Here is a 21,992-nt window from a genome sequence, read left to right on the forward strand (position 1 = left end):
CGACCAGGGCGGCTCGCAGGGCAAACCCTCGGGCAGCGACGACGGATACCAGACCCCCAAACCCGGCACTCCGGAGTACGACCGCCGGGTGCAAGAGCTCGCCGCCGACCCGGCCCACAACGGAAAGATCAGCGCCAAGTCGCGCCGCGAGGCGGAGGTCGGGCTCGAGGCCGAGGCGCAGGGCAAGATCCCTGGCCCGATTCGCCGCGCCGAGCTCGACAACACCGATCCTGCATTCCAGAAGGACCAGGGCGAGTTCATCGACGCCAACGGAAACAACTGGGACGTCAAGAGTCCCGTCGACACCTTCCCAGCCGGCCGGCAGGCCGGCCAGCCGATGCCCGAGGGCACGAAGGGACGCTACGACGGCGACGAGTTCGAGCAGAAGCTCGCCGACGAGGTGGACGGCGGACAGCATGTCATCATCGACAGCAAAAACCTGTCTCCGAGTTCCCTGGCCGACCTCAAGAGGCGGGTCGCCGGTAACACGGACTTGGACGGCAAGGTGGTGTTCCTCGAATGAGCAGGTACAAGCAGAGCAGCGCTGACGTGACCCGTTGGCCCGACAGTCCCGAGGCCAGGGAGGCGCTCGAGGAATGGTTCACCGCCGTCGCCGCGGACCCCACGTCGTACCTGTCGGGCGATTTTCTCGATTTCCGCGGCGCGGACCTCAGCACCATCGACCTGACGGATGCCTACCTGGTCAGTTCCTGCCTGACCGGCGTCCGATTCGAGGACGCCAATCTCGGCGGCGCAAACCTGAACAACGCAGAGCTTGCGGACGCGGACCTGAGCTTCGCCGACCTGGCCAAGGCGGAACTGGTTGGCTGCTCGGCCCCGAACGCCCGCTTTCGCGCTGCGCGGCTGTTCGCGGCGGAGCTCGACGAAGCCGTCCTGGCGGGCGCCGACCTCAGCCACGCGATTCTCAACTCGGCTAAGCTGTACAAGACCGATCTGCGCGGAGCCAACCTCGAGTTCGCGAGCCTGCGGTGGTGCAACCTCGGAGGCGGCACCATGCCCGCAGTCCTGACCGGCGCACGGATGTTCGGCTGCCAACTTGAGGGCGCCAAGGGGACCGTGGTCGGCCCGGTCGTGGTGGACGAGCACGGGACCCGGTCGCTCGACGGCGCCGAACTCGAGGCGTGGTTCTCGGAACGGGGCGCGGAAAACATCCAGGTGCTGCGCGTCTCGGGCTGAGCAGCGCCTCCTTCGCGAGCGCCTCCACTGGGCCACCCCGCTCCGCCTGGCCAGAGCGGAGAGGGGTGGCGGTTCCCACCGGGATGGCCGCCCCCGCCCGCAGGCTGGGTCCCGCCCCAAGGCCGGCGGCCCGATCCGTCGTGGCCTCCTGCGCCTGATGACTGGCAGTTCTGGGTACGAGACTGAGGGGGCCGCTCCGTTTACCCCTCAGTTCACCAACTACAGGCGAGGAGGCCCCGGCCAGCCTGGTCATCCGGCCGGTCACGCCTTGTCACTTGGGCAGACGTCGTCACCAGTGGTCGTCGTTGGTCGCTCGCGGCCGGCCTGGTGACGGCCTGGGCCTGGTCCTTGTTGATCCATCTGCTCACGTTGTTGATGCTCAGGAAGCGGGCGCAGCTCACGGCTGTGCGGACCGCGCTCGCGGCGGACACGCGATATGGTTGTCTATGCCGTCACCTCCTTTAGCCAACCGAATTTGGTGGCTTGGTCTGATCTCAGCGATCGTGATGACCGGGTGCGATTCCACACGCGAGATCGCATCCGATCCCTTGCCGCAGACGTCCTCATCTGGGCAACGGCAGGCAGCTCAGTCGTCTGCACCGCCTACCGGCTCGGTCTGTCCGGCGACCGCGCAGTACACGTCCCAGGATCTACAGGGCGCCGGTGACGGCGCAACGCTGTGGGCGATGCTGTTTTCAACGGTGCTGAGGACCGGCACAGAAATCAAGGTGGTCTGGCGCATGACCGGCAGTGGCGACTTCTCGATCAGCGCCACAGGTCCCGATGGAAAAGTCGTCAAGCCCGTTTGGGGCCCCGAGCCGCATGGCGGCAGCAACTGGAATCGGCCGGGCGACGAGTGGGGAACCGGCTGGGTCTTTCCCACTCCTGGTTGCTGGACGATCAATGCGACGCGAACCAGCGGGACAGGATCCCTAGTGTTACGGGTCGCTCAATAAGTTCGGTGGCTTTTCGGGTGCAGGCCGAAGACTTCGTCGAACTGAGGATCGTAGATGACCAGACCATGGCGCTCCGCCAGACCCAGGACGACGTCGACCGCCGCGTTGCCCCGCGGTGAGTAGGTGATGTGCATGCTCACGTGGTCGATGCCGACGGCGAGAGGTTGTGACAATCCACGGCGACTCCGGGTCGTACGGCGGATGATCCGGGAAGCGTGCTCGAAGTTCCCCATAGAAGGAGACGATCCGCTGGTCAAGCTCGCCGTCTCGATGGTTCATGCTGGTGCAGTGATCGGCCATCTGCCGCACATCGTCTGCCGTCGCGGACGGCTCGACCGCCAGGACCACAAGATCAAAGCTCACCGCTACATGCTCCCTGACCAGAGGCGGCCCGGTCGACCTTCTCCGCCGGGCCGACAACAAGCGGCGGGGCATCGCCGCGAGCCAAGATCAGCGCTAGTTTGTGCCCTGGTTGTGCCCGATGATCTTCTCCCGGCGTTGCCGCAGCTCAGCGGCGGTGAAAAAGTGGGCCGCCAGGGACTCGAACCCTGAACCTATGGATTAAAAGTCCACAGCTCTGCCATTGAGCTAGCGGCCCGCCCGCCCAGGCTACCGGAACCCGCCCGCGCCGGGATTCCGGCTTCCCCACCGTCCATCGATGTCCGGCACCCGACGCCCAGCCGATCAGGGGTGGCCGGCGGCGCGGTTCTCCGCTTGGCTTACCGGCATGATGATCGTACGTACGGGGGTGCTGGTCGCGGCGACCCTGCTGACCGGGCTGATGGCGGGGTTGTTCTTCGCGTACTCGTGCTCGGTGATGCCGGGGCTGGCCGCGACGGACGACCGGAGCTTCGGGCAGACCATGCGGTGGATCAACCGGCGGATCCTGAACGGGTGGTTCCTCACCGCCTTCCTCGGGTCGATGGTGCTGCTCGTGGCGGCGGTCGCGCTGCACTTCAGGAACGGGCCGGTGCTGGCCTGGACGGGCGCGGCCCTGGTCCTCTACGGCGCCACGCTGGTGATCACCATGCGGTGGAACGTGCCGCTGAACGACCAGCTCGACCGGGCCGGCCCGGCCGACGACCCGGCGGAGGTCCGCAGGCGCTTCGAGGCACCGTGGGTGCGGTGGAACCTGGCGCGGACGATCACCTCGGTCGCGGCGTTCGGCTGCCTGATCGGGGCCCTGGTGGGCAGCGACTGACGCACGGCGGCGGATCGGCGACGTGGTGGTGTCCTGCCAGTGGGTCACCGCCAGATCGCCGACCCGGCGTCGCACCAGTCTTGCCGGGCATGGCACCGGCCCGGTGGGGAACCGGGTGGGGCATGAGGTTGAGCAGCCGGCCCGCGGTGGCCGCGTCGAGCGAGGTGGCGGGGGCCGACGGGGTACGCCGGCCCGGTGGTGAGGTGCACGCCTGGCTGCCCGGGCAGAACCAGACGGTCTGCGGGCTTCCGCTGAGCCGTACCCGGCTGCGTCGCTTCCCGCACGTGCCGTTCGACTACTCGTCCACCGACGTGCTCACCGATGCCGACCCGGAGGGGTACGTCTGCCCGCGCTGCCTGGCCGCCACCCAGGGCCGCCGGCGGCAGGAGCGGAGCTGGGTACGGCACGCGCCACGGCCCTGACCGGTCCGCGGTTGGGACCCGCCGCAGCGGGTACGGCAGGCGACATGCGCATCGTGATCGTGGGGGCCACCGGCAACGTGGGGACGGCGCTGCTGCGCCGGTTGCGGCGGGAGCCCGGGACGGAACTGGTCGGCGTGGCGCGCCGGCTGCCGGGGCTGGACCCGGGGGAGCCGTACGACCGGGTGGCGTGGCACTCCTGCGACATCGGCGACCCGGGGGCGGTCGAGCGGCTGGCCGCGATCTTCGCCGGGGCGCGGGCGGTGGTGCACCTGGCCTGGCAGATCCAGCCCAGCCACGACCGACGCACCCTGTACCGGACCAACGTCGACGGCAGCCGGGCGGTGATCGACGCGGCCGTCCGCGCCGACGTCCCCGCCCTGGTGTACGCCTCGTCCGTCGGCACGTACGCGGCCGGCCCGAAGGACCACCCGGTCAGCGAGCGCTGGCCGGCGACCGGGGTGCCCGAGTCGTCGTACAGCCGGGACAAGGCCGAGGTGGAGGCGCTCCTCGATGCGGTCGAGCGGGAGCACCCGGAACTGCGGGTGGTCCGGCTGCGGCCGGGGCTGACCTTCCAGCGGGACGCCGCCACCGAGATCAGCCGCTACTTTCTCGGCCCGCTGGCCCCGGTGCGGCTGCTGCGGTACGGCCGCATCCCGCTCGTACCCACGAACCGCCGCCTCCGGATCCAGGCGGTGCACGCCGACGACGTGGCCGACGCGTACGCGAAGGCGGTTCTGGGTGACGCGCGCGGTGCCTTCAACGTGGCCGCGGACCCGGTGCTGACCCCGGAACTGGTGGCCCGGCACTTCCACGGCTGGACGCTGCCGGTGGCCGCGCCGGTGCTGCGGGCGGCGGCGGCGCTGACCTGGCAGGCGCGGCTGCAGCCGGTCGACGCCGGCTGGGTGGACCTGGCGTTGAACGTGCCGCTGATGTCCAGCGAGCGCGCCGAGACCGAGCTGGGCTGGACCCCGCAGATCGACTCGGTCACCGCCCTCCGGGAACTCTTCACCGGCATGGCAGACCGCGCCGGCACCCACTCGCCGCCCCTGTCGACCACCCCCACCCTCCCCGGCCGCCCCGCCGCCCTGCTCCACTCCCGCCTCCCCGGCCACCCCAACCCCTACTAACCACCCACCCGCCCACCCCCCAACCCCGCCGGGTTGATCAAGGAGTTCGCGTCGGAGCGGATCTTCCAGGCGACGCAAACCTCTTGATCACCGAGTTCGAGCCGGAGGGGGCGGTGTGCGGGGGCGGGTCAGGTGTGGGAGAGGGCGAAGGCGACCAGGAAGCCGAGGACGGTGATCAGGCCGACCAGCAGGTGGGCGTCCTCGAACGCCTCGGGGACCATGGTGTCGGTGATCATCGCGAGGATGGCGCCCGCCGCCAGCGCCGTGATGGCGGCCAGCACCTCGGGCGGCGCACCGCCGAGCAACGCGTACCCGGCCAGCGCCGCCACGCCGCTGACCAGGGCGATCGCTGTCCAGAGCAGGAAGACATAGCGCCGGGTGCGGCCGGCCCGGCGCATGCCGGCGGCGCTGGACAGGCCCTCAGGCACGTTGCTCAGGAAGACCGCGATCACCGTGACCAGGCTGACCGGGCCGCCGGCGAGCAGGCTGGCGCCGATCACCACCGACTCCGGTACGCCGTCCAGCAGCGCGCCGACCGCGATCGCCGTACCGGAGCCGGGCTGCTCCTGTTCGGAGGGCTGCTCCTCGCCGGAGCGCTTGCGGTGCTGGGCCCCGCGCCGGGCCAGCAGCACGTTTGCCCCGGTGTACGCGAGCGCCCCGCCCACCGCCCCGATCACGGTCGGGGTCAGGCCGCCCCGCTCGTGCGCGTCGGCGATCAGCTCGAACGAGACGGCGGAGAGCAGCACACCCGCGCCGAACGCCATGACGGAGGCGATGACCCGGCGGGGCACCCGCGCGAAGTATCCGGCGACCGCCCCGATCAGGAGGGCGGACCCGGCCAGCAGGCCCCAGAAACCCGCTTCCAGCCACTGCGGCACGGGCAGCACCCTACGCCCGAGCGGGGGACGAGAACCAGCTCAGAAGTCGGCGAAGAGGTACGGCAGTTGGCGCGGGAAGATGCGGCGGAGCTCGGTGGCCGCGTCCACCGGCACCACGCCGAGCCCCCGGATGGCGACCTCGGCCGGGTCGAGCACGCCGTACGCCAGGGCGCTGAGCCCGGCGGCGGTGAGCGTCGCGGTGGGGACGGTGCCGACGGCGGCGGCGTCCCCGGGCAGCACCTCCAGCCGCCCGGTGGCGCCGTCGAGCAAATGGGTGCCGGCCAGCCAGCGGTCGCCGACCAGCTCCACGGTGACCCGGCCGGTCCCGACCGGCAGGCCGGCGAGCGCGTCCAGGCTCAGCAGCCGGGCCATCGGGGCCGGCGACCCCGGCCGGGACACCCGCGCCTCGACGTGTACCGCCAGGTCGGTGAGCCACAGTTCGGGCAGCTCGTCGGCGGGCAGTTGGACGCGGACCCGGTCCACCTGGTCGACGTGGCGGGCGAAGAACTGCAGCAGCGACGCCCGGGCGTACGGGTCGCCGGCGAGCAGGTCGTCGGCGATCAGCTCGCCGCCGTGGTCGTCGATGCGGTAGGTGACCGCGCCGACCGTCTCGCCGTCGCGGACGACGGTGAGCAGCCAGCGGTCGTCCCGGTCGCGCAGCCCGACCGCGCGGAAGTCGGGGAAGACGGCGAACCCGTGCCGCTCCTGCAGGCACCGTTCGGTGAACGCGCGCCACGCCGGGTAGCCGGCGCCGATCCGCTCCCAGACCACCTCGCCGGGCAGCTCGGCCCGGAGCAGCGGGGCCAGGTCGGCCGGGGAGAAGACCGCGGTACGCCGGGCGGGCAGCCCGACGTACCCGAAGCGTTCGTAGAACGAGGCACGGAACGGGTAGAGCGCGGTCAGCGAGTGCTCCTCGGCGCGCATCTCGTCGAGGAGCTGGTGCAGCAGCGCCCGGACGTGGCCGCGCCGGCGGGCCAGCGGGTGGGTCGCCACCCCGGCCACGCCGGCCATCGGCAGGACGCGTCCGCGCAGGTTCTGCCGCATCGGCACCGCCGAGACGGCGGCCGTGGTGCCGCCGTCCTCCTCGACGACCAGCGTCCGGTTGCCCGCGTTGTACGGCAGGTACTCCCGGAACTGCTCGACCCGGCCCGGCCCCATCGGCGACGCCTCGAACGCGTACGCCTGGAGCGGGAAGCTGTGGGTGAGGCGTTCCTCGGCGGTCAACCGGCGGATGATCATTCGTCCATCCCAACCCGGCCCGGCGGTCGGCGCAACCCGATTGCCGGGGTCAGACCGCGGTGACGTCGGAGACGATGACGGTGACGTTGTCCGGCGCGCCGGCCTGGTGGGCGAGCTTCACCAACTGCTCGCCGCACTGCTGCCGGTCGCCGTACGTGGCCAGCGCCGAGGCGATCGCGGCGTCCTCCACGTAGTCGGAGAGGCCGTCGCTGCAGAGCAGCAGCCGGTCGCCGGGTGCGACGGTGAGCATGCCGATGGCGGGCGGCGCGTCCGAGCCCTGCACGGCGCGGGTGACCAGGGAGCGCTGCGGGTGGTGCCGGGCCTGGTCGGGGGAGAGCGCACCCTGGTCGACCAGCGCCTGGACGAAGGTGTCGTCCCGGGTGAGCTGGGCCAGCGTGGTGTCCCGCAGCAGATAGCAGCGGGAGTCGCCGACCTGGGCGAGGACCAGGGTGTCGCCCGCGAGCAGGCCGGCGGTCAGCGTCGTACCCATGCCGTCGCGGGCCGGGTCCACCGTGATGGCGGCCCGGATGCGCTGGTTGGCGGTGCTGACCACGGCGCGCAACGCGTCGGCGGCCTCGTCGGGGACGGCCGGCGGGGTCAGCTCGTCCAGGATCCGGATGACGATCTCGCTGGCCACCTCGCCGGCGGGCAGTCCGCCCATGCCGTCCGCGACCGCCAACAGGCGGTCACCGGCGAGAGCGGAGTCCTCGTTGTTGGTCCGGACGAGGCCGACGTCGTTGAGGATGGCCGAGCGGAGGATGAGCGTCATGGGGTCAAGCTTGCCAAGAAGACCCCACCGGCGTCTCTACGCTACCGGTGGGTATGCCGGAGAAAGATTCCCGGTGACTGGTCGGCAGCATTGTCCACAGTGGTCACCGGCGAGGGTAGCGCAGCAGCAGGCTCGCCCGTACCTCCTCGTCGCCGACTGCGGCGTAGCTGTGCGGGACGTCGGAGGTCCAGCGCAGGTGTTCGCCGGTCGCGGCGGTCAGCGGGGCGTCCAGCGGCCCGGCCCGCAGCACGCCGGCGAAGACGGTGATGTGTTCGGTCACCCCGGGCTGGTGCGCGGGGGAGAGCTGGCCCGGGCCGGGGGCGACCCGCATCCGGTAGAGCTCGTAGGTCGCGTCGGTGTCGGTGAACACCTCCAGCAGGGTGGCGGTGACCGCCGCACCGGTGACGGTGGGGGCCGCCGCGGGCTCGGAGAGGACGGCGGTGAGCGGTACGCCGAGTTGCGCGGTGATCGCGTACAGGGTCTCCAGGGTCGGGTTGCGGGTGCCGTTCTCCAGGCCGGAGAGGGTGGCCTTCCCGACGCCGGCCAGCCGGGCCAGCGTGGAGAGGGACATGCCCCGCTCCTCGCGCAGGGCACGGACCCGGCGGCCGACCGTCTCGGGCGCCCGGTCCCGGGCTGGTGGGGCTGCTGCCATGCGGCTATGGTGCTACACCGAGGCGTTCCGTAAACGGAACGGTGGACGGTCCGACGGTCGGGAGGATGACGTGGCCGGTCGACTCCAACCGGTGCTGGCCGGTCTGGTGACCGCGCTGGTCGGGTTCGCCAGCTCCTTCACGGTCGTGCTGGCCGGGCTGCGGGCGGTCGGCGCGGACCAGGCGCAGGCCGCCTCCGGCCTGCTCGCGCTCTGCCTCGCCACCGGCGCCTGCGCGGTCTGGCTCGGCCTGCGGCACCGGCTGCCCCTGGCGATCGCCTGGTCCACCCCGGGCGCGGCGCTCCTGGTGGCCACCGGTCCGGTGCCCGGCGGGTGGCCGGCCGCAGTCGGCGCGTTCCTGCTCACCGGCCTGCTGATCACCGCCGCCGGACTGGTCCCGGCACTCGGCCGGGCGGTCGCCGCGATCCCCGCCCCGGTCGCCAGCGCCATGCTCGCCGGGGTGCTCCTGCCGCTCTGCACCGCGCCCGTCCGGGCCCTGGTCGAGGTGCCCGAGCTGGCCGGGCCGGTGGTGCTCACCTGGCTGGTGCTGCACCGCTTCGCCCGCCGCTGGGCGGTGCCGGGCGCGCTGGCCGTGGCGGCCGTGGCGATCGCGCTGACCGCGTCCGGGCCGGCCCGACCGCACCTCGCCCCGGCCGTCGCGCTGACCGCGCCGGCCTGGACCGTGCCCGCCGTGGTCGGCCTCGCCCTGCCGCTGTTCCTGGTCACCATGGCCGCGCAGAACGTGCCCGGGACGGCCGTCCTCGCCGGCTACGGCTACCGCGCCCCGCTGGGCTCCGCGCTCCGGGTGACCGGGCTCGCCACCGCGCTCGGCGCGCCGGCCGGCGGGCACGCGGTGAACCTGGCGGCGATCACCGCCGCCCTGGCCGCCGGCCCCGACGCCCATCCCGACCCGGAGCGGCGCTGGATCGCCTCGGTCACCGCCGGGATAGGCATGGCGCTGCTCGGCCTCGGTGCCGGGATGGCGACCGCCCTGGTGCTGCTCTCCCCGCCGATCCTGGTCGAGGCGGTGGCCGGGCTCGCGCTGCTCGGCGCGCTGGCCGGCGCGGTCTCGGCGGCCGTCGCCGAGCCGGACGCCCGCGAGGCGGCGGTGGTCACCTTCGTGGTCACCGCCTCCGGGGTGAGCCTGCTCGGGGTGGGCGGCGCGTTCTGGGGCCTGGTCGCCGGCTGGCTGATGCTGCTGCTCTTCCGCCGCCGCCGGGGCGCCGAGCGTCCGGCACCACCCCCGACGGACGCGTCCGCGGCGGAGCCGGCCACCCCGGCGCGGGTCGGCTGATCGAATGCGTAGCGCGCAGTCCCCCGGCTTTAGCCGTGGGGATAGCGCGTCAATTTGGGACGGACAGTAGATAGCAAGATGCTGCATATTGCACGGGTGTCCGTTGCCCTGTGGTCGAACAGTGACGTCGTCTTCCAGTGCGCTTTCCATGTCGTGTGGTGCCCGAAGTACCGACGTAGGGTGCTCGGCGGCCGGATCGAGGAGCGGTTGACGCAGCTCATCCGGGAGGTGGTGGAGGAGAAAGGGGCGTGGCTGGTGGCGTTGGAAGTCATGCCCGACCACGTTCACCTGCTGGTCGAGGTGGACCCGCAGTTCGGTGTCCACAAGCTTGTCAAGGCGATCAAGGCACGGACGTCGCGGGTGTTGCGGGAGGAGTTTCCGTCGCTGCGTTCCCGGCTGCCTACCTTGTGGACGAACTCGTACTTCGTGGCGACCACCGGCGGCGATCCGGTGGCAGCGGTGGAGCGGTACGTTGAGCAGCAGAAGGGCCGTTGAATGCTGACCGGCCGCCGCTATCTGCTCGCGTTCTCCGACGAGCAGGCTGCCTACGCCGAGCAGGTGGGTGCGGTGTGTCGGGCGGTGTGGAACACCGGGTTGGAGCAGCGGCGTGAGTACCGCCGACGCGGCGCGTGGATCACTTATAACGAGCAGGCCCGGCAGGTGGCCGAGGCGAAGAGGGACCCGGCTTGCGGGTGGCTGGCTGACGCGCCGTCGCACACATTGCAGCAAACCCTGCGGGACCTGGACCAGGCGTGCAAGACGCATGGCACGTGGAAGGTGCGCTGGCGGTCCAAGACGCGTACCGCCCCGTCGTTCCGGTTCCCCGACCCCAAGCACATCGCGGTGCGGCGGTTGAACCGCAGGTGGGGTGAGGTACGGCTGCCGAAGTTCGGGCCGGTCAAGTTCCGGTGTACCCGCCCGCTCGGCGGCACTATCCGCAACGTCACCGTCTCCCGCGACGGCGGACGCTGGTACATCTCGTTCTGCGTCGAGGACGGCGTTGCCGAGGCGGCGCCGAACGGTAAGCCGCCGGTCGGTGTGGATCGGGGTGTGGCCGTGGCGGTGGCTACCTCTGACGGGGGTCTGGACGATCGGGAGTTCGTCACTCCCGGCGAGGCGGTCCGGCTCAAGCGGTTGCAGCAGCGCCTGTCGCGGTCGCTGCGGGTCCATGGCCGCAACCGCGGGTCGAAACGTCGGGATGCTATCCGCGCGCAACTCGGCCGGCTGAATGCCCGTATCCGGGCCCGCAGGGCGGACTTTGCTGCGCAGACCGCCGTGCGGCTGGTCCGCGAGCACGGCATGGTCGCTGTCGAGGGCCTGCGGATCAAGAACATGACCGCGAGCGCGAAGGGCACCGTTGACCAGCCCGGCCGGAATGTGAAGGCCAAGGCTGGCCTGAATCGGGCCATCCTGTCAAAAGGCTGGGGCGGATTCCTGCTGAAACTGGAACACGCTGCCCGCTACCACGGAGCACACATCGAGAAGGTCAACCCCGCGTACACGTCGCAAACCTGCAATGCCTGCAAGCATGTCGCCCCGGAGTCCCGCGAGAGCCAAGCGGTCTTCCGGTGCGTCGCCTGCGGGCATCAGGACCACGCCGACGTGAACGCGGCCAAGAACATACTCGCCGCCGGGCTGGCGGTAACAGGGCGCGGAGACCTCGCCGCAGGGCGGTCCGTGAAACGCCAACCACCCGAACGGCTCGCGGCGTGAACGCGCCTCAGCCACGGGAATCCCCCCGCCTTCAGGCGTGGGGAGGAAGTCAACAGGCGTCACTCCTCCTCGGGCAGTTCCGCGGCCGGGACGTCGAGGCGTACGCCGTCGTCGGTGACGGCCGTGATCCGGTCGGCCAGCACGTAGACCGCGCCGGTCCGGGCCCGTTCGGTGGAGACCTTGAGATATCCGGTACGTAGCAGTCGGGCGGCCAGGTCGGCGGGGACGTCCGGCTCCTCGACCGCCGCCGACTCGATCAGCTCGTCCAGGCTGCCGCCCGGGTCGACCCCGGCGGGCGCCTGCACCGTCACCGCGTTCGGGTCGCCGCGCTGGACGAGATCCACGGTGCCGACCTCGGCGCCGGTCGAGTCGACTACCCGCATGCCGGTGGTGACCCGGGAAATGACCTGCTGACTCATGTCGTCAGCGGTTCCCGGGCCGGCCCGGCGCTAAACGGGCGGGGCCCAGCCGCTCGGCGGGCGGGGCGACAACTCGCGCCAGGTGTCCGTCCCCTCCAGCAGCGCCCGGACCGTCTCCTCCGCCTCCTCCACGCTGCCGTACTCGTAGAACTGGGAGACCCCCTCGGCGCCGCCGGCGCGCTGCTCGACGTGCCAGCGGTCGCCGTCGACCCGGAGGAAGACGTCCCGCCGGGCCAGCCGCCCCCATTTCCCGTTCCACCAGTGCCTGCGCTGCTCCATGACGCGGACTCTATCGAACATGTGTTCGACACACGTCGGCCCCCGTGGGATTCCCACGAGGGCCGGTGTGCTCGGGTGGGTCAGCGCGCGGTGGGCGGCTCCTGCCGGCGGCCCAGCACGTCGTCCAGCGCGCCCCGCTGGCCCGGCGTGGCGTGGTTGCCGGCGAGCAGCGCGTCCCGGATCTCGGTGAGCAGCTTGATTTCCTCGCTCGGCGCCTTCGGCGGCGGCTCCTCGCCACGCCGCCGCCGCTCGGCGAGCTTGTTCATCGGGAAGACCACGAGGAAGTAGAGCGCCGCCGCGGTGAGCAGGAAGGTGATCACCGCGTTCACGAAGGCGATCCAGTCGAACGCGATGCCCCGGAACTCGGGAGCGGTGCCGGCCAGTCCCTTGTCGCTGCCGGTGATCAGCAGCACGAAGACCCGGATCAGCGGGTCGAGGAACGACTTGGTCAGCTGGGTGACCACGCCGGTGAACGCGGCGCCGATGACGACACCGACCGCCAGGTCGACGACGTTGCCGCGCATGATGAAGTCTTTGAAGCCCTTGAGCATCCGCACTCCAGTGCTGTCCGGTATCGGGGGTCCGGGACAACCTATGCCCTGGGCTGTGCCTCCAGAAAAGCACCGGCCTCGAGTGCGGCCCGGGTCGGGTCGCCGTCCCGGATCGCGTCGACCAGGCGACCGTGGTCGACGTACCGCTCGGGCTCCAGCGCGTCACCCATGGCCTGGGCGACCGTGCTGCGCAGCGCGGCGCCGACCGAGGCGTACAGCTCGGCCAGCATGGCGTTGTGCGCGGCGGCCACCACCGCGGTGTGCAGTGCGGCGTCCGCCTCGACGAACTCGTCCACCCGGCCGGAGCGCCACGCGGCCTCCCGGGTGGCGAGCGCGCCGTCGAGCGCCGCCAGGTCCTCGGGGGTACGCCGTAGCGCGGCGAGCCGGGCGGCCTCCACCTCGAAGGCGCGGCGGACCTCGATCACCTCGGTCATCCGGTCGTCGGTGAGCCGGCGAGCGACCACCGGGGCCAGCTCGTCGGTCGACACCACGTACGTGCCGGAGCCCTGGCGGCACTCCAGCACCCCGGCGTGCACCAGCGCCCGGACCGCCTCGCGGACGGTGTTCCGCCCCACGCCCAGCGCGGCCACGAGCTGCGGCTCGGTCGGGATCCGGCCGCCGACCGGCCACTCGCCGCCGAGGATGCGGGCCCGGAGCTGCTCGATGGTCTGGCGGACCCGGTGGCCGCGTGGGGGCACGGCGACGGCGTCGACGGGGGGTGTCACCGGTAACAACTCCTGCCGAAATTCATCCCATGATTGTAGGTTGGAGGTCATGACGCCGCCACCCACCTGCACCGAGGCACCGGCCGCCGACCAGATCACCGCCGACGTGACGCCCGGTCCGGCGCCGGCGGCGGCCCCGCCCGCAGTGGCCCCGCCGGCGGCCCGGCGGGCGGCCGGCGGCGGCGCGCTGGTGCTGGTCGGCATGCTGCTGGTCGCGCTCAACCTGCGCGCCGCGGTGACCAGCCTGGGCGCCCTGCTGGACGAGGTGCGCGGCGGCCTCGGCCTCTCCGGCACGATGGCCGGCTTCGTCACCACCCTGCCCACCATCGCGTTCGCCGGGCTCGGCGCGCTCACCCCGTGGCTGGTCCGCCGCTGGCCGGCCGCCCGGGTGCTGGTGGTGGCGATGCTCGCGCTCACCGTCGGGCAGGTGCTCCGGGTGGTCACCGACTCGGCGGCGGTCTTCGTGCTCACCAGCGCGCTCGCCCTGGCCGGCATCGCGGTGGCGAACATCCTGCTGCCGATGCTGGTCAAGCAGCACTTCGCGCACCGCACCGGGCTGGTCACCGGGGCGTACACGATGGCCCTGACCACGGGCACGACGGTGGCCGCCGCCTCGGCGGTGCCGGTGGCGCACGTCTTCGGGTCGTGGCGGGCCGGGCTCGGCGTCTGGGCCGGGCTGGCCGCGGTGGCCGTACTCCCGTGGGTGCCGCTGGCACGGCGCGCCCGCGCCGCGCGGCGGACGGCGACCCGGGACGCGGCCGTCGCGACCTCGGCCGGGGTACGACCGGCGCGGACCCGGCTCGGCTGGGCCATGGCGGTCTACTTCGGGGCGCAGTCGCTCAGCGGGTACGCGATCATGGGCTGGCTGGCCCAGCTCTTCCGGGACGCCGGCTACGCACCGGGCACGGCCGGCCTGCTGCTCGCCGGGGTGACCGCGCTCGGCGTGCCGGTGGCGCTGGCGATGCCGACCCTCGCCGGCCGGCTGCGGACGCTGCGGCCCCTGGTGCTCGGGCTGACCGTCTTCTCGGCGGCCTCCTACCTCGGTCTGGCCGTCGCCCCGCACGGCCTCGCGCCGCTCTGGGTGCTGCTGCTCGCCCTCGGCCAAGGCGCGTTCCCGCTGATCCTGACCACCATCGGGCTGCGTGCCCGGACCGCCGAGGGCACGGTGGCACTGTCCGCCTTCGCGCAGAGCACCGGATACGTCATCGCCGCGCTGGGTCCGCTGCTGGTCGGCATCCTCTACGAGGCGACCGGAGGCTGGACCGCGCCGATCGGTTTCCTGCTGGTCGCGCTCGCGGTGCAGACCGCGGCGGGCCTGGTGATCGCCCGCCCCCGCTACATCGAGGACGAGCGCTGAGGCGGGACGGTCAGGAGGAGGCCGGCGTCGGGTCGCCCGCGACCGCCTGCTCCACCGTCGGGTAGGTGTGCAGCACCTCGACCAGGCCGCTGACCTCGAGGATGCGGAGCACCCCGCGTTGCGGGGCGGCCAGCCGGACCACGCCGCCGGCCTCGTCGCAGCTGTTCTTCGCCCGTACGAACACGGACAGCCCGGTCGAGTCGCAGAACGACAGCTCAGCCAGGTCGAAGACGAGCCGGTTGCGCCCCTTGTCCAGCAGGTCCGTGATCTGGTCCTGCAGCTGCGGTGCCGTCGCCATGTCCAGCTCGCCCGCGACCGACACGACGACCACGTCGCCGCGCTGTTCCGTGTGCACCGTCAGGGACATACGCAGACCTCCTGTGTTCGGTGGAACGGTATCCCACGAGAAGGGGGATACGCAGAACGGGAGCCGGCATCGTGCTGTCGATCATTCCTTTGCTGCGTGACAAGTAGCGCGCAGATTCCGGTGATAGAGTCCGCCCGTCCAGAATCAGGAGGTCGTCGTGGCGTTGAGCGCGATCATCCTCCCTTCGGCCGGAGCGTGACGGTGGACGGCGGCGCGGCCATGGTCCGCTACCACGAGGCCCGGCAGCGGGCCGAGTTGCTTGCCGAGCGGCTGGTCGCGCTGGCCGACACGACTGTGCAGATGCATGCCGCGCCGAACTTCGGCCGGCTGCTGGCGGCGGCCGCGGCCGGTGCGGCGCGGATCTTCAAGAGTCCGGCGGCGGTGATTGCCGAGACCTTCGACGGCGACGGCCTGGCCGCGGTGGCCGCCGCGCCGGCCGCCGCCGGAGTCCTCGTCCCGTGGACCATCGACAGCGCCGGGGTGCCGATCGGCACCACCGTCCGGATCGACGAGCCGGGCAACTGGGGGTTGGTGGGCTGGCCGACCGGCGACACCGTCACGGTCGCCGCCGCCCGGCTACGCGAGGACCGGGCTCCGCTCTACGTGGTGGTGCCGACCGCCACGCAGACCGTCCGTACGCCGGTGCTGGTGCAGCTCGCCCAAGCCGTCGCCTCGGCGGTGGAGGCCCAGCGCTCCTTCGACCAGGAGCACCGGATCGCGGTGACCCTCCAGCGCAGCCTGCTGCCCCGCCGGCTGCCCGAGATCGCCGGCCTGGACCTGGCCGTCCGGTACGAGCCGGCGAGCGCCCACACCGAGGTGGGCGGCGACTTCTACGAGCTGGTGATGCTCGACGGCCACCTGCTGATGGCGATCGGCGACGTGGCCGGGCACTCGCTGCACGCCGCGACCGTGATGGCCGAGCTGCGGCACGCGGTGCGGGCGTACGCGGTCGAGGGGCACCCGCCGGGGGTGATCCTGGACCGGGTCAACGAGCTGATGCGCATCCTGCTGCCGAACGAGCTGGCCACGCTCTGCCTGCTGCTGCTGGACCCGGGCAGCGGGCTGGTCCGGCTGGCCAGCGCGGGGCACCTGCCGGCCCTGATCAGCACCGGCGGCCGGGTGGAGTTCGTGCAGCAGTCCGCCCCGCTGCTCGGGGTTCGCGCGCCCCGCCCGCCGGACCTGGAGTTCGTGCTGCCGGCCGGCGCGGCGCTGGTCCTCTACACCGACGGCCTGATCGAGCGCCGGGACACCACCATCGACGAGGGGATGGCGGCGCTGGCCGCCGTCGCCACCCGGGTGGACGACGACCTCGACCAGTTCTGCCAGCGGCTGCTGGTCGAGCTGGCGCCGCCGGAGATCCACGACGACGTCGCGGTGGTCGCGGTCCGCCGCCGCTGAGTGCCGGTCCGTCCGCGGCACGCCCGGCCGTCACCCACCGCGTGACGCGGCCAGCGAGCGGGCGTACGCGGCGGGGGAGACACCGGTGACCGCGCTGAACTCGCGGACCAGATGGGCCTGGTCGGCGTACCCGAGGTCGGCGGCGACCCGCGCCCAGTCCAGCGGCCCGGCGGCGGCCTGTTCGATCGCCTCCTGGAGCCGGTACCTCCGGATCACCCACTTCGGGCCGACGCCGACGTGGTCGAGGAAGAGCCGTTGCAGCCGCCGGGTCGAGACGCCGTGCCGCCGGGCGAAGTCGTCCACCCGCAGGATCCGCCGGTCGGCGCGGATCTCCTCGACCAGCGCGGTGGCCTCGGCGGCGAGCGGGTCCGGCGCGGGTGCCCAGGCGGTGAGCAGCGCGTCCAGCCGGCGGCACCGCTCGTCGTCCGGGCCGGCGCAGTGTTCGCCCTCGACCGGCAGCCCGACGTGGGTGAGCGGCCGGCGCCGTCCGGTCAGCTCACGGACCGGCCGCCGCCAGAAGGGCCGGAAGCCGCCCGGGCGGAACTGGATCCCGCTGACCCGGCCGGTGCCGTGCAGCGTGACGGTGAACAGTTCGAGGCCGACCCCGGCGACCTCGCCGGTCTCCGGGCCGCCGGCCTGGGCCTGGAACACCACGTTGACCGCCGGGTGCGGCACCACCCGCTGCCGGTGCGGCTCGGTCAGCGCCCAGTCGACCAGCCAGTAGTGCTCGACGTACGGGCGCAGCGCGGGGGCGGCCAGCCGGCGCCGGAAGCGGACCGTCCGCAGCAGCCGGCCGGGGTCGAGGATGCCCCGGCTGTCCTGTCGCGGTTCGTGTCGCATTTTTTCAAGACCACCCCCATACGCTGGCCCTATGAGCACGAAGACTAGTGAGCTGCTGGCCGCCGCCGCGCCCCGGACGGTGGCGGTGGTCCAGGGCATCTCCGACGACCAGCTCGACCTGCCCACCCCGTGCCCCGACTACGCCGTGCGCGACCTGATCAACCACCTGTACGACGTGGTGGTCAACTTCCAGGCGCTGGCCCGGCGGCAGGAGGTGGACTGGTCGGCGAAGGAGGACCACCTGACCGAGGGGTGGCGGGACCGGTTCGCGGTGGAGACCGGACGGCTGATCGAGGCGTGGTCGGATCCGGCGGCGCTGGAGGGCGTCTCGCCGGGGATGGGGTTGCCGCAGGAGACGGTCGGCGACATGGCCCTGATCGACCTCGCGGTGCACGGCTGGGACCTGGCCCGGGCGACCGGTCAGCGGCTCGAGATCGAGCCGGCGGTGCTGGCCGCGGGGCACGGCTTCATGGACCGGATGGGTGAGACCGGCCAGCGGATGGGCGCCTTCGGTGAGCCGGTGCCCGCCACCGCGGAGGCCACCGCGCTGGACCAGTTGCTCGGCCGGACCGGCCGGAATCCCGCCTGGACGCCCTGACGCCACGGCCCGCCCGGCACCGCGCCGCGGTGGGGGTCGGCCTGCTCTTCCTGCGCGCCAGCACCGCCCTGGAGGAGCTGCGGACCACCTGATGTGACGCGGTGACCAGCGCGAACGCTGTTGGCACCGGGAGGCCTGCCGATGGCCTTCCCGGAGCCGGGCCGCAGCGGCCAGCGGAGAGCGCGACAGCGGGAGACCACCAGCATGCACAACCAGCCCGGCAGACCGGCACCGGTGTTCGTCGACCGGACCGGCCGCCGCCGCCGGCTGACCATGGTCGCGGGCACAGCGATGGGCCTCGGCCTGCTCACCAGCCTCGGTTTGATCTTCGCCGGCCTCTTCTTCGACTCCTCCGTGCCACTGCCCGGGTGGTCGGAGACGAAGGTCGGGCCGCCGCTCGAGGTCGGGGTGGAGGTCTCGCCCCCGGCCGGGCAGACCAGGCCGCGCCCTCGTCCCGAGCCGGTGACCAGCATCACCCCGCCCGTGCCCTCGCCCACCACCATCCAGCCGACCGGCGCCGTCCGGGCCGCAACTCCGGCCGCCCGCCGCTCCGGCGGCGTGCCGGGTCAGGGTGACGAGCGGCGCAACAGCGCCAAGCCGAGCAAGAGCCCGGGCAAGCCCTGACCATGGCACGACACGTGGCCCGCCGCGACCCTCGGGCACACTGGTTGCTGCTCCTGCTGGGGCTGGTCGCCCTGCTTGCGGCGCTCAGCTTCAACGGCCTGGTCACCAACGTCCGCGGCGGCTCGGGCCCCGCCCAGACGCCCACCGCACCGGCACCGAAACAGGTCAGCGCCGCGGGACCCGTGCTGCGGCTGGACGGCCCCGCGCCGGTCACTCGGCGGCTCGCGCCGCGCACCCTGGCGCTGACCTTCGACGACGGGCCGGACCCGCGGTGGACGCCGCAGGTGCTGGACGTGCTGCGCCGGCACCACGCCCGCGCCACCTTCTTCGTGGTCGGTGCCCGGGTGAACGAGCACCCCGACCTGGTCCGGCGGATCCTGGCCGAGGGGCATGAGATCGGCTCGCACACCTTCACCCACGCGGACGTGGGCAACGTGCCCGGCTGGCGGGCCAGGGCCGAACTCGCCTGGACGCGGAACGTGATCGCCGGCGCCACCGGCCGCGAGGTGACCCTGTTCCGGCCGCCCTTCTCGTCGACCCCGGCGGCGCTGACCCGGCCGCTCTACGACGCGCTGCGCGACGCAGCCGGCAGCGGGCACGTCGCGGTGCTCGCCGACCGGGACACCAGGGACTGGGAGGGCCCCGGTGTCCCGGCCATCGTCCGGGCGGCCACGCCGCAGGGCGGTGCCGGGGCGGCGGTGCTCATGCACGACGGCGGTGGCGACCGCAGCCAGACCGTGGCCGCCCTCGATCAGTTGCTGCCCGGCCTAGGCCAGGCGGGATACCGGTTCACCACCGTGTCGGAGGGGGTCGGGGCTCCCGCGTCGATGCTCCCGGCAGGCGTCGGCGCCCGGATGAGCGGGATCGCGGTGCGCTGGGCGCAGACCGGGGCCGGCTGGCTGGCCTCGGCCATGAATCTGCTGCTCGGCGTGGCGCTGCTGCTCGGGGTGGCTCGGCTCGGCGTGCAGGTGGCCTGCGCCCAACTGCACGTACGCCGGGTCCGCCGGCCCCGACGTCGCCGGCCCGTGGTGGGCGCGCCGGTCTCGGTGATCGTGCCGGCGTACAACGAGGCCGCGAACATCGCCGCCACCGTGCGGTCGCTGGTGGCCAGCGCATACCCGACGCTGGAGGTGATCGTGGTGGACGACGGCTCCAGCGACGGTACCGCCGAGATCGTCGAGCGGATGCGGCTACGGGGGGTACGCGTCATCCGGCAGGCGAACGCCGGCAAGCCGGCCGCGCTGAACACCGGCATCCGGGCCGCGCGCGCCGACCTGCTGGTGCTGGTCGACGGGGACACCGTCTTCCAGCCGGACACCCTCCACCGGCTGGTCCAAGGCTTCGCGGACCCTCGCGTCGGCGCGATCAGCGGCAATACCAAGGTGGCCAACCGGCGCCGGCTGCTCGGCCGCTGGCAGCACCTGGAGTACGTGATCGGGTTCAACCTGGACCGCCGGATGTACGACGTGCTCGAGTGCATGCCGACCATCCCCGGCGCGATCGGGGCGTTCCGCCGCGAGGTGCTGCTCGCCGTCGGCGGCGTCCCCGCCGACACCCTTGCCGAGGACACCGACCTGACCATGAAGGTGCTCCGGGCCGGCTGGCGGGTGGTGTACGAGGAGCGCGCGATCGCCTGGACCGAGGCGCCGTCGTCGCTGCGCCAGCTCTGGCGGCAGCGGTACCGCTGGTGCTACGGCACCCTGCAGGCGATGTGGAAGCATCGGCACGCGCTGTACGAGCCGGGGGCGGGCGGGAAACTGGGCCGACGGGGTCTGCCGTACCTGACCGTGTTTCAGGTCGTGCTGCCGTTGGCCGCTCCGGCGGTCGATGTCTTCGCCCTGTACGGACTGCTCTTCCTGCCCTGGTCGAAGCTCGTGCTGGCCTGGGTCGGGCTGCTCCTGCTCCAGGGCTTCACCGCCGCGTACGCGTTGCGCCTGGACCGGGAGCGGTTCGGGCCCCTGTGGGCGCTGCCGTTCCAGCAACTCGTTTACCGGCAGGTGATGTACCTGGTGGTGGTGCAGTCGGTGGTGACCGCGGTGATCGGCAACCGGCTGCGCTGGCAGCGGATGGCGCGTACCGGGGAGGCGGCCGCCCTGGCCCCGCCGGCCCCGGTCCGTTGAGCGGTTGCTGGGTGACCCGGTGACGCCCCTGCGACGCGGCGAACGTGGCGGGCGTCAGCGGGTGGTGAGGAGGCCGGCGGACCCGGCGACGACCAGGCCGATCACCGCCGAGCAGCAGCAGACCAGCAGGGCGGCGGCCACCACCGCGAGGATCATCCAGGTCGGCCCGCGCCGGGCCGCCCCCGTCGGGGGTGCCTCCGCTCCGGCCGGCTCCTCCTCGGCGGTCCCGGTCATCCTGGCAGTCTAGGGGCGGCGAAGGTTCGCGGCGGTGGGGCAGGATGGGCCGATGGAGCTGATCTCGATCGAGGACGTCCAGGCTGCTGCCGACGACATCGCCGGAACGGTCGTGCGTACCCCACTGCTGCCGGCACCGTGGGACGACGAACTCTGGCTCAAGCCGGAGAGCCTGCAACCGGTGGGGTCGTTCAAGCTGCGCGGCGCGACCCACGCGGTGGCCCGGCTCGACCCGGCCGCCCAGTCCCGGGGCGTGGTGACCCACTCGTCCGGCAACCACGGGCAGGCCCTCGCGTACGCGGCGCGGGCGTTCGGGGTCCGGTGCTCGGTGGTCGTCCCCGAGGGAGCGCCGCAGGTCAAGGTGGACCAGATCCGGGCGCTCGGCGCCGAAGTGCGGTTCGTCCCGCGGGCCCGCCGGCTGCCGGAGGCGGAGCGGATCGCCGCCGACACCGGGGCCACGCTGGTGCCGCCCTTCGACGACCGGCGGATCATCGCCGGGCAGGGCACCATCGGGCTGGAGATCGTGGCGGACCTGCCCGACGTCGACGTGGTGCTGGTGCCGGTCGGCGGCGGCGGGCTCTCCTCGGGAGTCGCCACCGCGGTGAAGGCGCTGCGTCCGTCGGCCACCGTCGTCGGGGTGGAACCGCTGCTCGCCGCGGACGCCCAGGAGTCGCTCGCCGCCGGTGAGCTGGTGGTCTGGGACGTCGAGCGGACCTACCGGACCAGCGCGGACGGGCTGCGTACCAACCTCTCCGAGTTGACCCTCGCCCACCTGCGGGAACGCCTCGACGGCATTATCACGGTGACCGAGGAGGAGATCGCCGCGACGATGGGCCGGCTGGCCCGGGAGGCCCGGCTGGTGGTGGAGCCGAGCGGAGCCGTGGCGGTCGCCGCCCGCCTCTTCCACGCCGACGCGCTGCCGTCCGGCCGGACCGCCGCCGTGCTCACCGGCGGCAACGTCGACCCGGCGGTCCTGGCGTCGGTGCTCACCGCTCCCGCTCCCTGAGGCCCTCGCGCACTTGCCCGGGAAGAGTG

Annotated in this window: 27 protein-coding genes and 1 tRNA gene; 14 read left to right on the plus strand and 14 right to left on the minus strand. The window is 72.8% G+C overall.

From position 1 onward, the window contains the following. The first annotated feature begins 88 nt into the window (after positions 1–88). Complete coding sequence (locus tag ABZ783_RS05370; RefSeq protein ID WP_357434638.1) at positions 89–523, plus strand: hypothetical protein; 435 nt, start codon at positions 89–91, stop codon at positions 521–523. Next, on the plus strand, positions 520–1,197 hold the full coding sequence (locus ABZ783_RS05375) for a pentapeptide repeat-containing protein (protein ID WP_357434639.1): 678 nt from the start codon (positions 520–522) through the stop codon (positions 1,195–1,197). The genes ABZ783_RS05370 and ABZ783_RS05375 overlap by 4 nt, the downstream gene beginning before the upstream one ends. A gap of 586 nt (positions 1,198–1,783) precedes the next feature. Here ABZ783_RS05375 and ABZ783_RS05380 read toward each other — a convergent pair. The 3 genes from ABZ783_RS05380 to ABZ783_RS05390 all read right to left on the minus strand — a co-directional run bounded on the left by ABZ783_RS05380 (position 1,784) and on the right by ABZ783_RS05390 (position 2,751). Continuing rightward, positions 1,784–1,972 (minus strand): hypothetical protein, encoded by a 189-nt coding sequence (locus tag ABZ783_RS05380; RefSeq protein ID WP_357434640.1) that lies wholly within the window; start codon positions 1,970–1,972, stop codon positions 1,784–1,786. Between the two features lie 174 nt (positions 1,973–2,146). Further along, entirely contained in the window at positions 2,147–2,386 is a 240-nt protein-coding gene (locus ABZ783_RS05385; RefSeq protein WP_357434641.1) for a hypothetical protein, read from the minus strand. Positions 2,387–2,679: 293 nt separating this feature from the next. After that, a tRNA-Lys gene (locus ABZ783_RS05390) sits at positions 2,680–2,751 on the minus strand. Between the two features lie 129 nt (positions 2,752–2,880). On the opposite strand from ABZ783_RS05390, the gene ABZ783_RS05395 reads away from it, so the two are divergent. The 3 genes from ABZ783_RS05395 (at position 2,881) to ABZ783_RS05405 (ending at position 4,903) form a co-directional block, all read left to right on the plus strand. Further along, a complete protein-coding gene (locus tag ABZ783_RS05395) occupies positions 2,881–3,354 on the plus strand; it encodes an anthrone oxygenase family protein (RefSeq protein WP_357434642.1) in 474 nt (157 codons plus the stop codon). A 122-nt stretch (positions 3,355–3,476) separates the two neighbouring features. Then, a complete protein-coding gene (locus ABZ783_RS05400; protein WP_357434643.1) occupies positions 3,477–3,776 on the plus strand; it encodes a hypothetical protein in 300 nt (99 codons plus the stop codon). 44 nt (positions 3,777–3,820) lie between these two features. Further along, positions 3,821–4,903, plus strand: a complete 1,083-nt coding sequence (locus tag ABZ783_RS05405; RefSeq protein ID WP_357434644.1) for an NAD-dependent epimerase/dehydratase family protein — start codon at positions 3,821–3,823, stop codon at positions 4,901–4,903. A gap of 128 nt (positions 4,904–5,031) precedes the next feature. Here ABZ783_RS05405 and ABZ783_RS05410 read toward each other — a convergent pair whose 3' ends face one another. From ABZ783_RS05410 to ABZ783_RS05425, 4 genes are all read right to left on the minus strand, one after another. Further along, entirely contained in the window at positions 5,032–5,781 is a 750-nt protein-coding gene (locus ABZ783_RS05410) for a ZIP family metal transporter (protein ID WP_357434645.1), read from the minus strand. A gap of 39 nt (positions 5,782–5,820) precedes the next feature. After that, positions 5,821–7,020, minus strand: coding sequence for a GNAT family N-acetyltransferase (locus tag ABZ783_RS05415; protein WP_357434646.1), 1,200 nt, complete (start codon positions 7,018–7,020; stop codon positions 5,821–5,823). Positions 7,021–7,069: 49 nt separating this feature from the next. Then, the gene (locus tag ABZ783_RS05420; RefSeq protein ID WP_357434647.1) at positions 7,070–7,789 is read right to left on the minus strand and encodes a protein phosphatase 2C domain-containing protein; all 720 of its coding nucleotides are present in this window, start codon (positions 7,787–7,789) and stop codon (positions 7,070–7,072) included. A 103-nt stretch (positions 7,790–7,892) separates the two neighbouring features. Further along, positions 7,893–8,441, minus strand: a complete 549-nt coding sequence (locus ABZ783_RS05425; protein ID WP_357434648.1) for an XRE family transcriptional regulator — start codon at positions 8,439–8,441, stop codon at positions 7,893–7,895. A gap of 70 nt (positions 8,442–8,511) precedes the next feature. Here ABZ783_RS05425 and ABZ783_RS05430 point away from each other — a divergent pair, with 70 nt between their 5' ends. From ABZ783_RS05430 to ABZ783_RS05440, 3 genes are all read left to right on the plus strand, one after another. Next, on the plus strand, positions 8,512–9,732 hold the full coding sequence (locus tag ABZ783_RS05430) for a benzoate/H(+) symporter BenE family transporter (protein WP_357434649.1): 1,221 nt from the start codon (positions 8,512–8,514) through the stop codon (positions 9,730–9,732). A gap of 96 nt (positions 9,733–9,828) precedes the next feature. Then, the gene (gene tnpA / locus ABZ783_RS05435) at positions 9,829–10,227 is read left to right on the plus strand and encodes an IS200/IS605 family transposase (RefSeq protein ID WP_357434650.1); all 399 of its coding nucleotides are present in this window, start codon (positions 9,829–9,831) and stop codon (positions 10,225–10,227) included. Further along, positions 10,228–11,445: a transposase gene (locus ABZ783_RS05440; RefSeq protein WP_357434651.1), complete on the plus strand. Its 1,218-nt coding sequence runs from the start codon at positions 10,228–10,230 to the stop codon at positions 11,443–11,445. Between the two features lie 59 nt (positions 11,446–11,504). On the opposite strand, the gene ABZ783_RS05445 is transcribed toward ABZ783_RS05440, so the two are convergent. The 4 genes from ABZ783_RS05445 to ABZ783_RS05460 form a co-directional block, all read right to left on the minus strand. After that, positions 11,505–11,864 carry a hypothetical protein gene (locus ABZ783_RS05445; protein ID WP_357434652.1) on the minus strand — a complete coding sequence of 120 codons (360 nt, stop codon included), beginning with the start codon at positions 11,862–11,864 and terminating at the stop codon, positions 11,505–11,507. Between the two features lie 30 nt (positions 11,865–11,894). Beyond that, positions 11,895–12,143 (minus strand): hypothetical protein, encoded by a 249-nt coding sequence (locus tag ABZ783_RS05450; RefSeq protein ID WP_073834232.1) that lies wholly within the window; start codon positions 12,141–12,143, stop codon positions 11,895–11,897. Between the two features lie 80 nt (positions 12,144–12,223). Then, positions 12,224–12,694, minus strand: a complete 471-nt coding sequence (gene mscL, locus ABZ783_RS05455; RefSeq protein WP_357434653.1) for a large conductance mechanosensitive channel protein MscL — start codon at positions 12,692–12,694, stop codon at positions 12,224–12,226. A 41-nt stretch (positions 12,695–12,735) separates the two neighbouring features. Continuing rightward, on the minus strand, positions 12,736–13,419 hold the full coding sequence (locus tag ABZ783_RS05460) for a FadR/GntR family transcriptional regulator (protein WP_357434654.1): 684 nt from the start codon (positions 13,417–13,419) through the stop codon (positions 12,736–12,738). Positions 13,420–13,468: 49 nt separating this feature from the next. On the opposite strand from ABZ783_RS05460, the gene ABZ783_RS05465 reads away from it, so the two are divergent. Further along, the gene (locus ABZ783_RS05465; protein ID WP_357434655.1) at positions 13,469–14,776 is read left to right on the plus strand and encodes an MFS transporter; all 1,308 of its coding nucleotides are present in this window, start codon (positions 13,469–13,471) and stop codon (positions 14,774–14,776) included. A 10-nt stretch (positions 14,777–14,786) separates the two neighbouring features. Here the strand turns inward: ABZ783_RS05465 and ABZ783_RS05470 are convergent, their stop codons facing one another. Beyond that, positions 14,787–15,143 carry an STAS domain-containing protein gene (locus ABZ783_RS05470; protein WP_073834183.1) on the minus strand — a complete coding sequence of 119 codons (357 nt, stop codon included), beginning with the start codon at positions 15,141–15,143 and terminating at the stop codon, positions 14,787–14,789. A 219-nt stretch (positions 15,144–15,362) separates the two neighbouring features. On the opposite strand from ABZ783_RS05470, the gene ABZ783_RS05475 reads away from it, so the two are divergent. After that, positions 15,363–16,541, plus strand: a complete 1,179-nt coding sequence (locus ABZ783_RS05475; protein ID WP_357434782.1) for a PP2C family protein-serine/threonine phosphatase — start codon at positions 15,363–15,365, stop codon at positions 16,539–16,541. A gap of 30 nt (positions 16,542–16,571) precedes the next feature. Here the strand turns inward: ABZ783_RS05475 and ABZ783_RS05480 are convergent, their stop codons facing one another. Further along, entirely contained in the window at positions 16,572–17,381 is an 810-nt protein-coding gene (locus ABZ783_RS05480) for an AraC family transcriptional regulator (protein WP_357434656.1), read from the minus strand. Between the two features lie 31 nt (positions 17,382–17,412). On the opposite strand from ABZ783_RS05480, the gene ABZ783_RS05485 reads away from it, so the two are divergent. The 3 genes from ABZ783_RS05485 (at position 17,413) to ABZ783_RS05495 (ending at position 20,723) form a co-directional block, all read left to right on the plus strand. Further along, a complete protein-coding gene (locus ABZ783_RS05485) occupies positions 17,413–17,979 on the plus strand; it encodes a TIGR03086 family metal-binding protein (RefSeq protein ID WP_357434657.1) in 567 nt (188 codons plus the stop codon). Between the two features lie 141 nt (positions 17,980–18,120). After that, positions 18,121–18,603, plus strand: a complete 483-nt coding sequence (locus tag ABZ783_RS05490) for a hypothetical protein (RefSeq protein WP_357434658.1) — start codon at positions 18,121–18,123, stop codon at positions 18,601–18,603. A 2-nt stretch (positions 18,604–18,605) separates the two neighbouring features. Continuing rightward, entirely contained in the window at positions 18,606–20,723 is a 2,118-nt protein-coding gene (locus ABZ783_RS05495; protein WP_357434659.1) for a bifunctional polysaccharide deacetylase/glycosyltransferase family 2 protein, read from the plus strand. 54 nt (positions 20,724–20,777) lie between these two features. On the opposite strand, the gene ABZ783_RS05500 is transcribed toward ABZ783_RS05495, so the two are convergent. Next, entirely contained in the window at positions 20,778–20,957 is a 180-nt protein-coding gene (locus ABZ783_RS05500) for a hypothetical protein (RefSeq protein ID WP_357434660.1), read from the minus strand. Between the two features lie 52 nt (positions 20,958–21,009). Here ABZ783_RS05500 and ABZ783_RS05505 point away from each other — a divergent pair, with 52 nt between their 5' ends. Then, on the plus strand, positions 21,010–21,963 hold the full coding sequence (locus ABZ783_RS05505) for a threonine/serine dehydratase (RefSeq protein ID WP_357434661.1): 954 nt from the start codon (positions 21,010–21,012) through the stop codon (positions 21,961–21,963). Positions 21,964–21,992 lie beyond the last annotated feature (29 nt).

The organism is Micromonospora sp. NPDC047738 (assembly GCF_040642675.1).
Taxonomy (GTDB): domain Bacteria; phylum Actinomycetota; class Actinomycetes; order Mycobacteriales; family Micromonosporaceae; genus Micromonospora.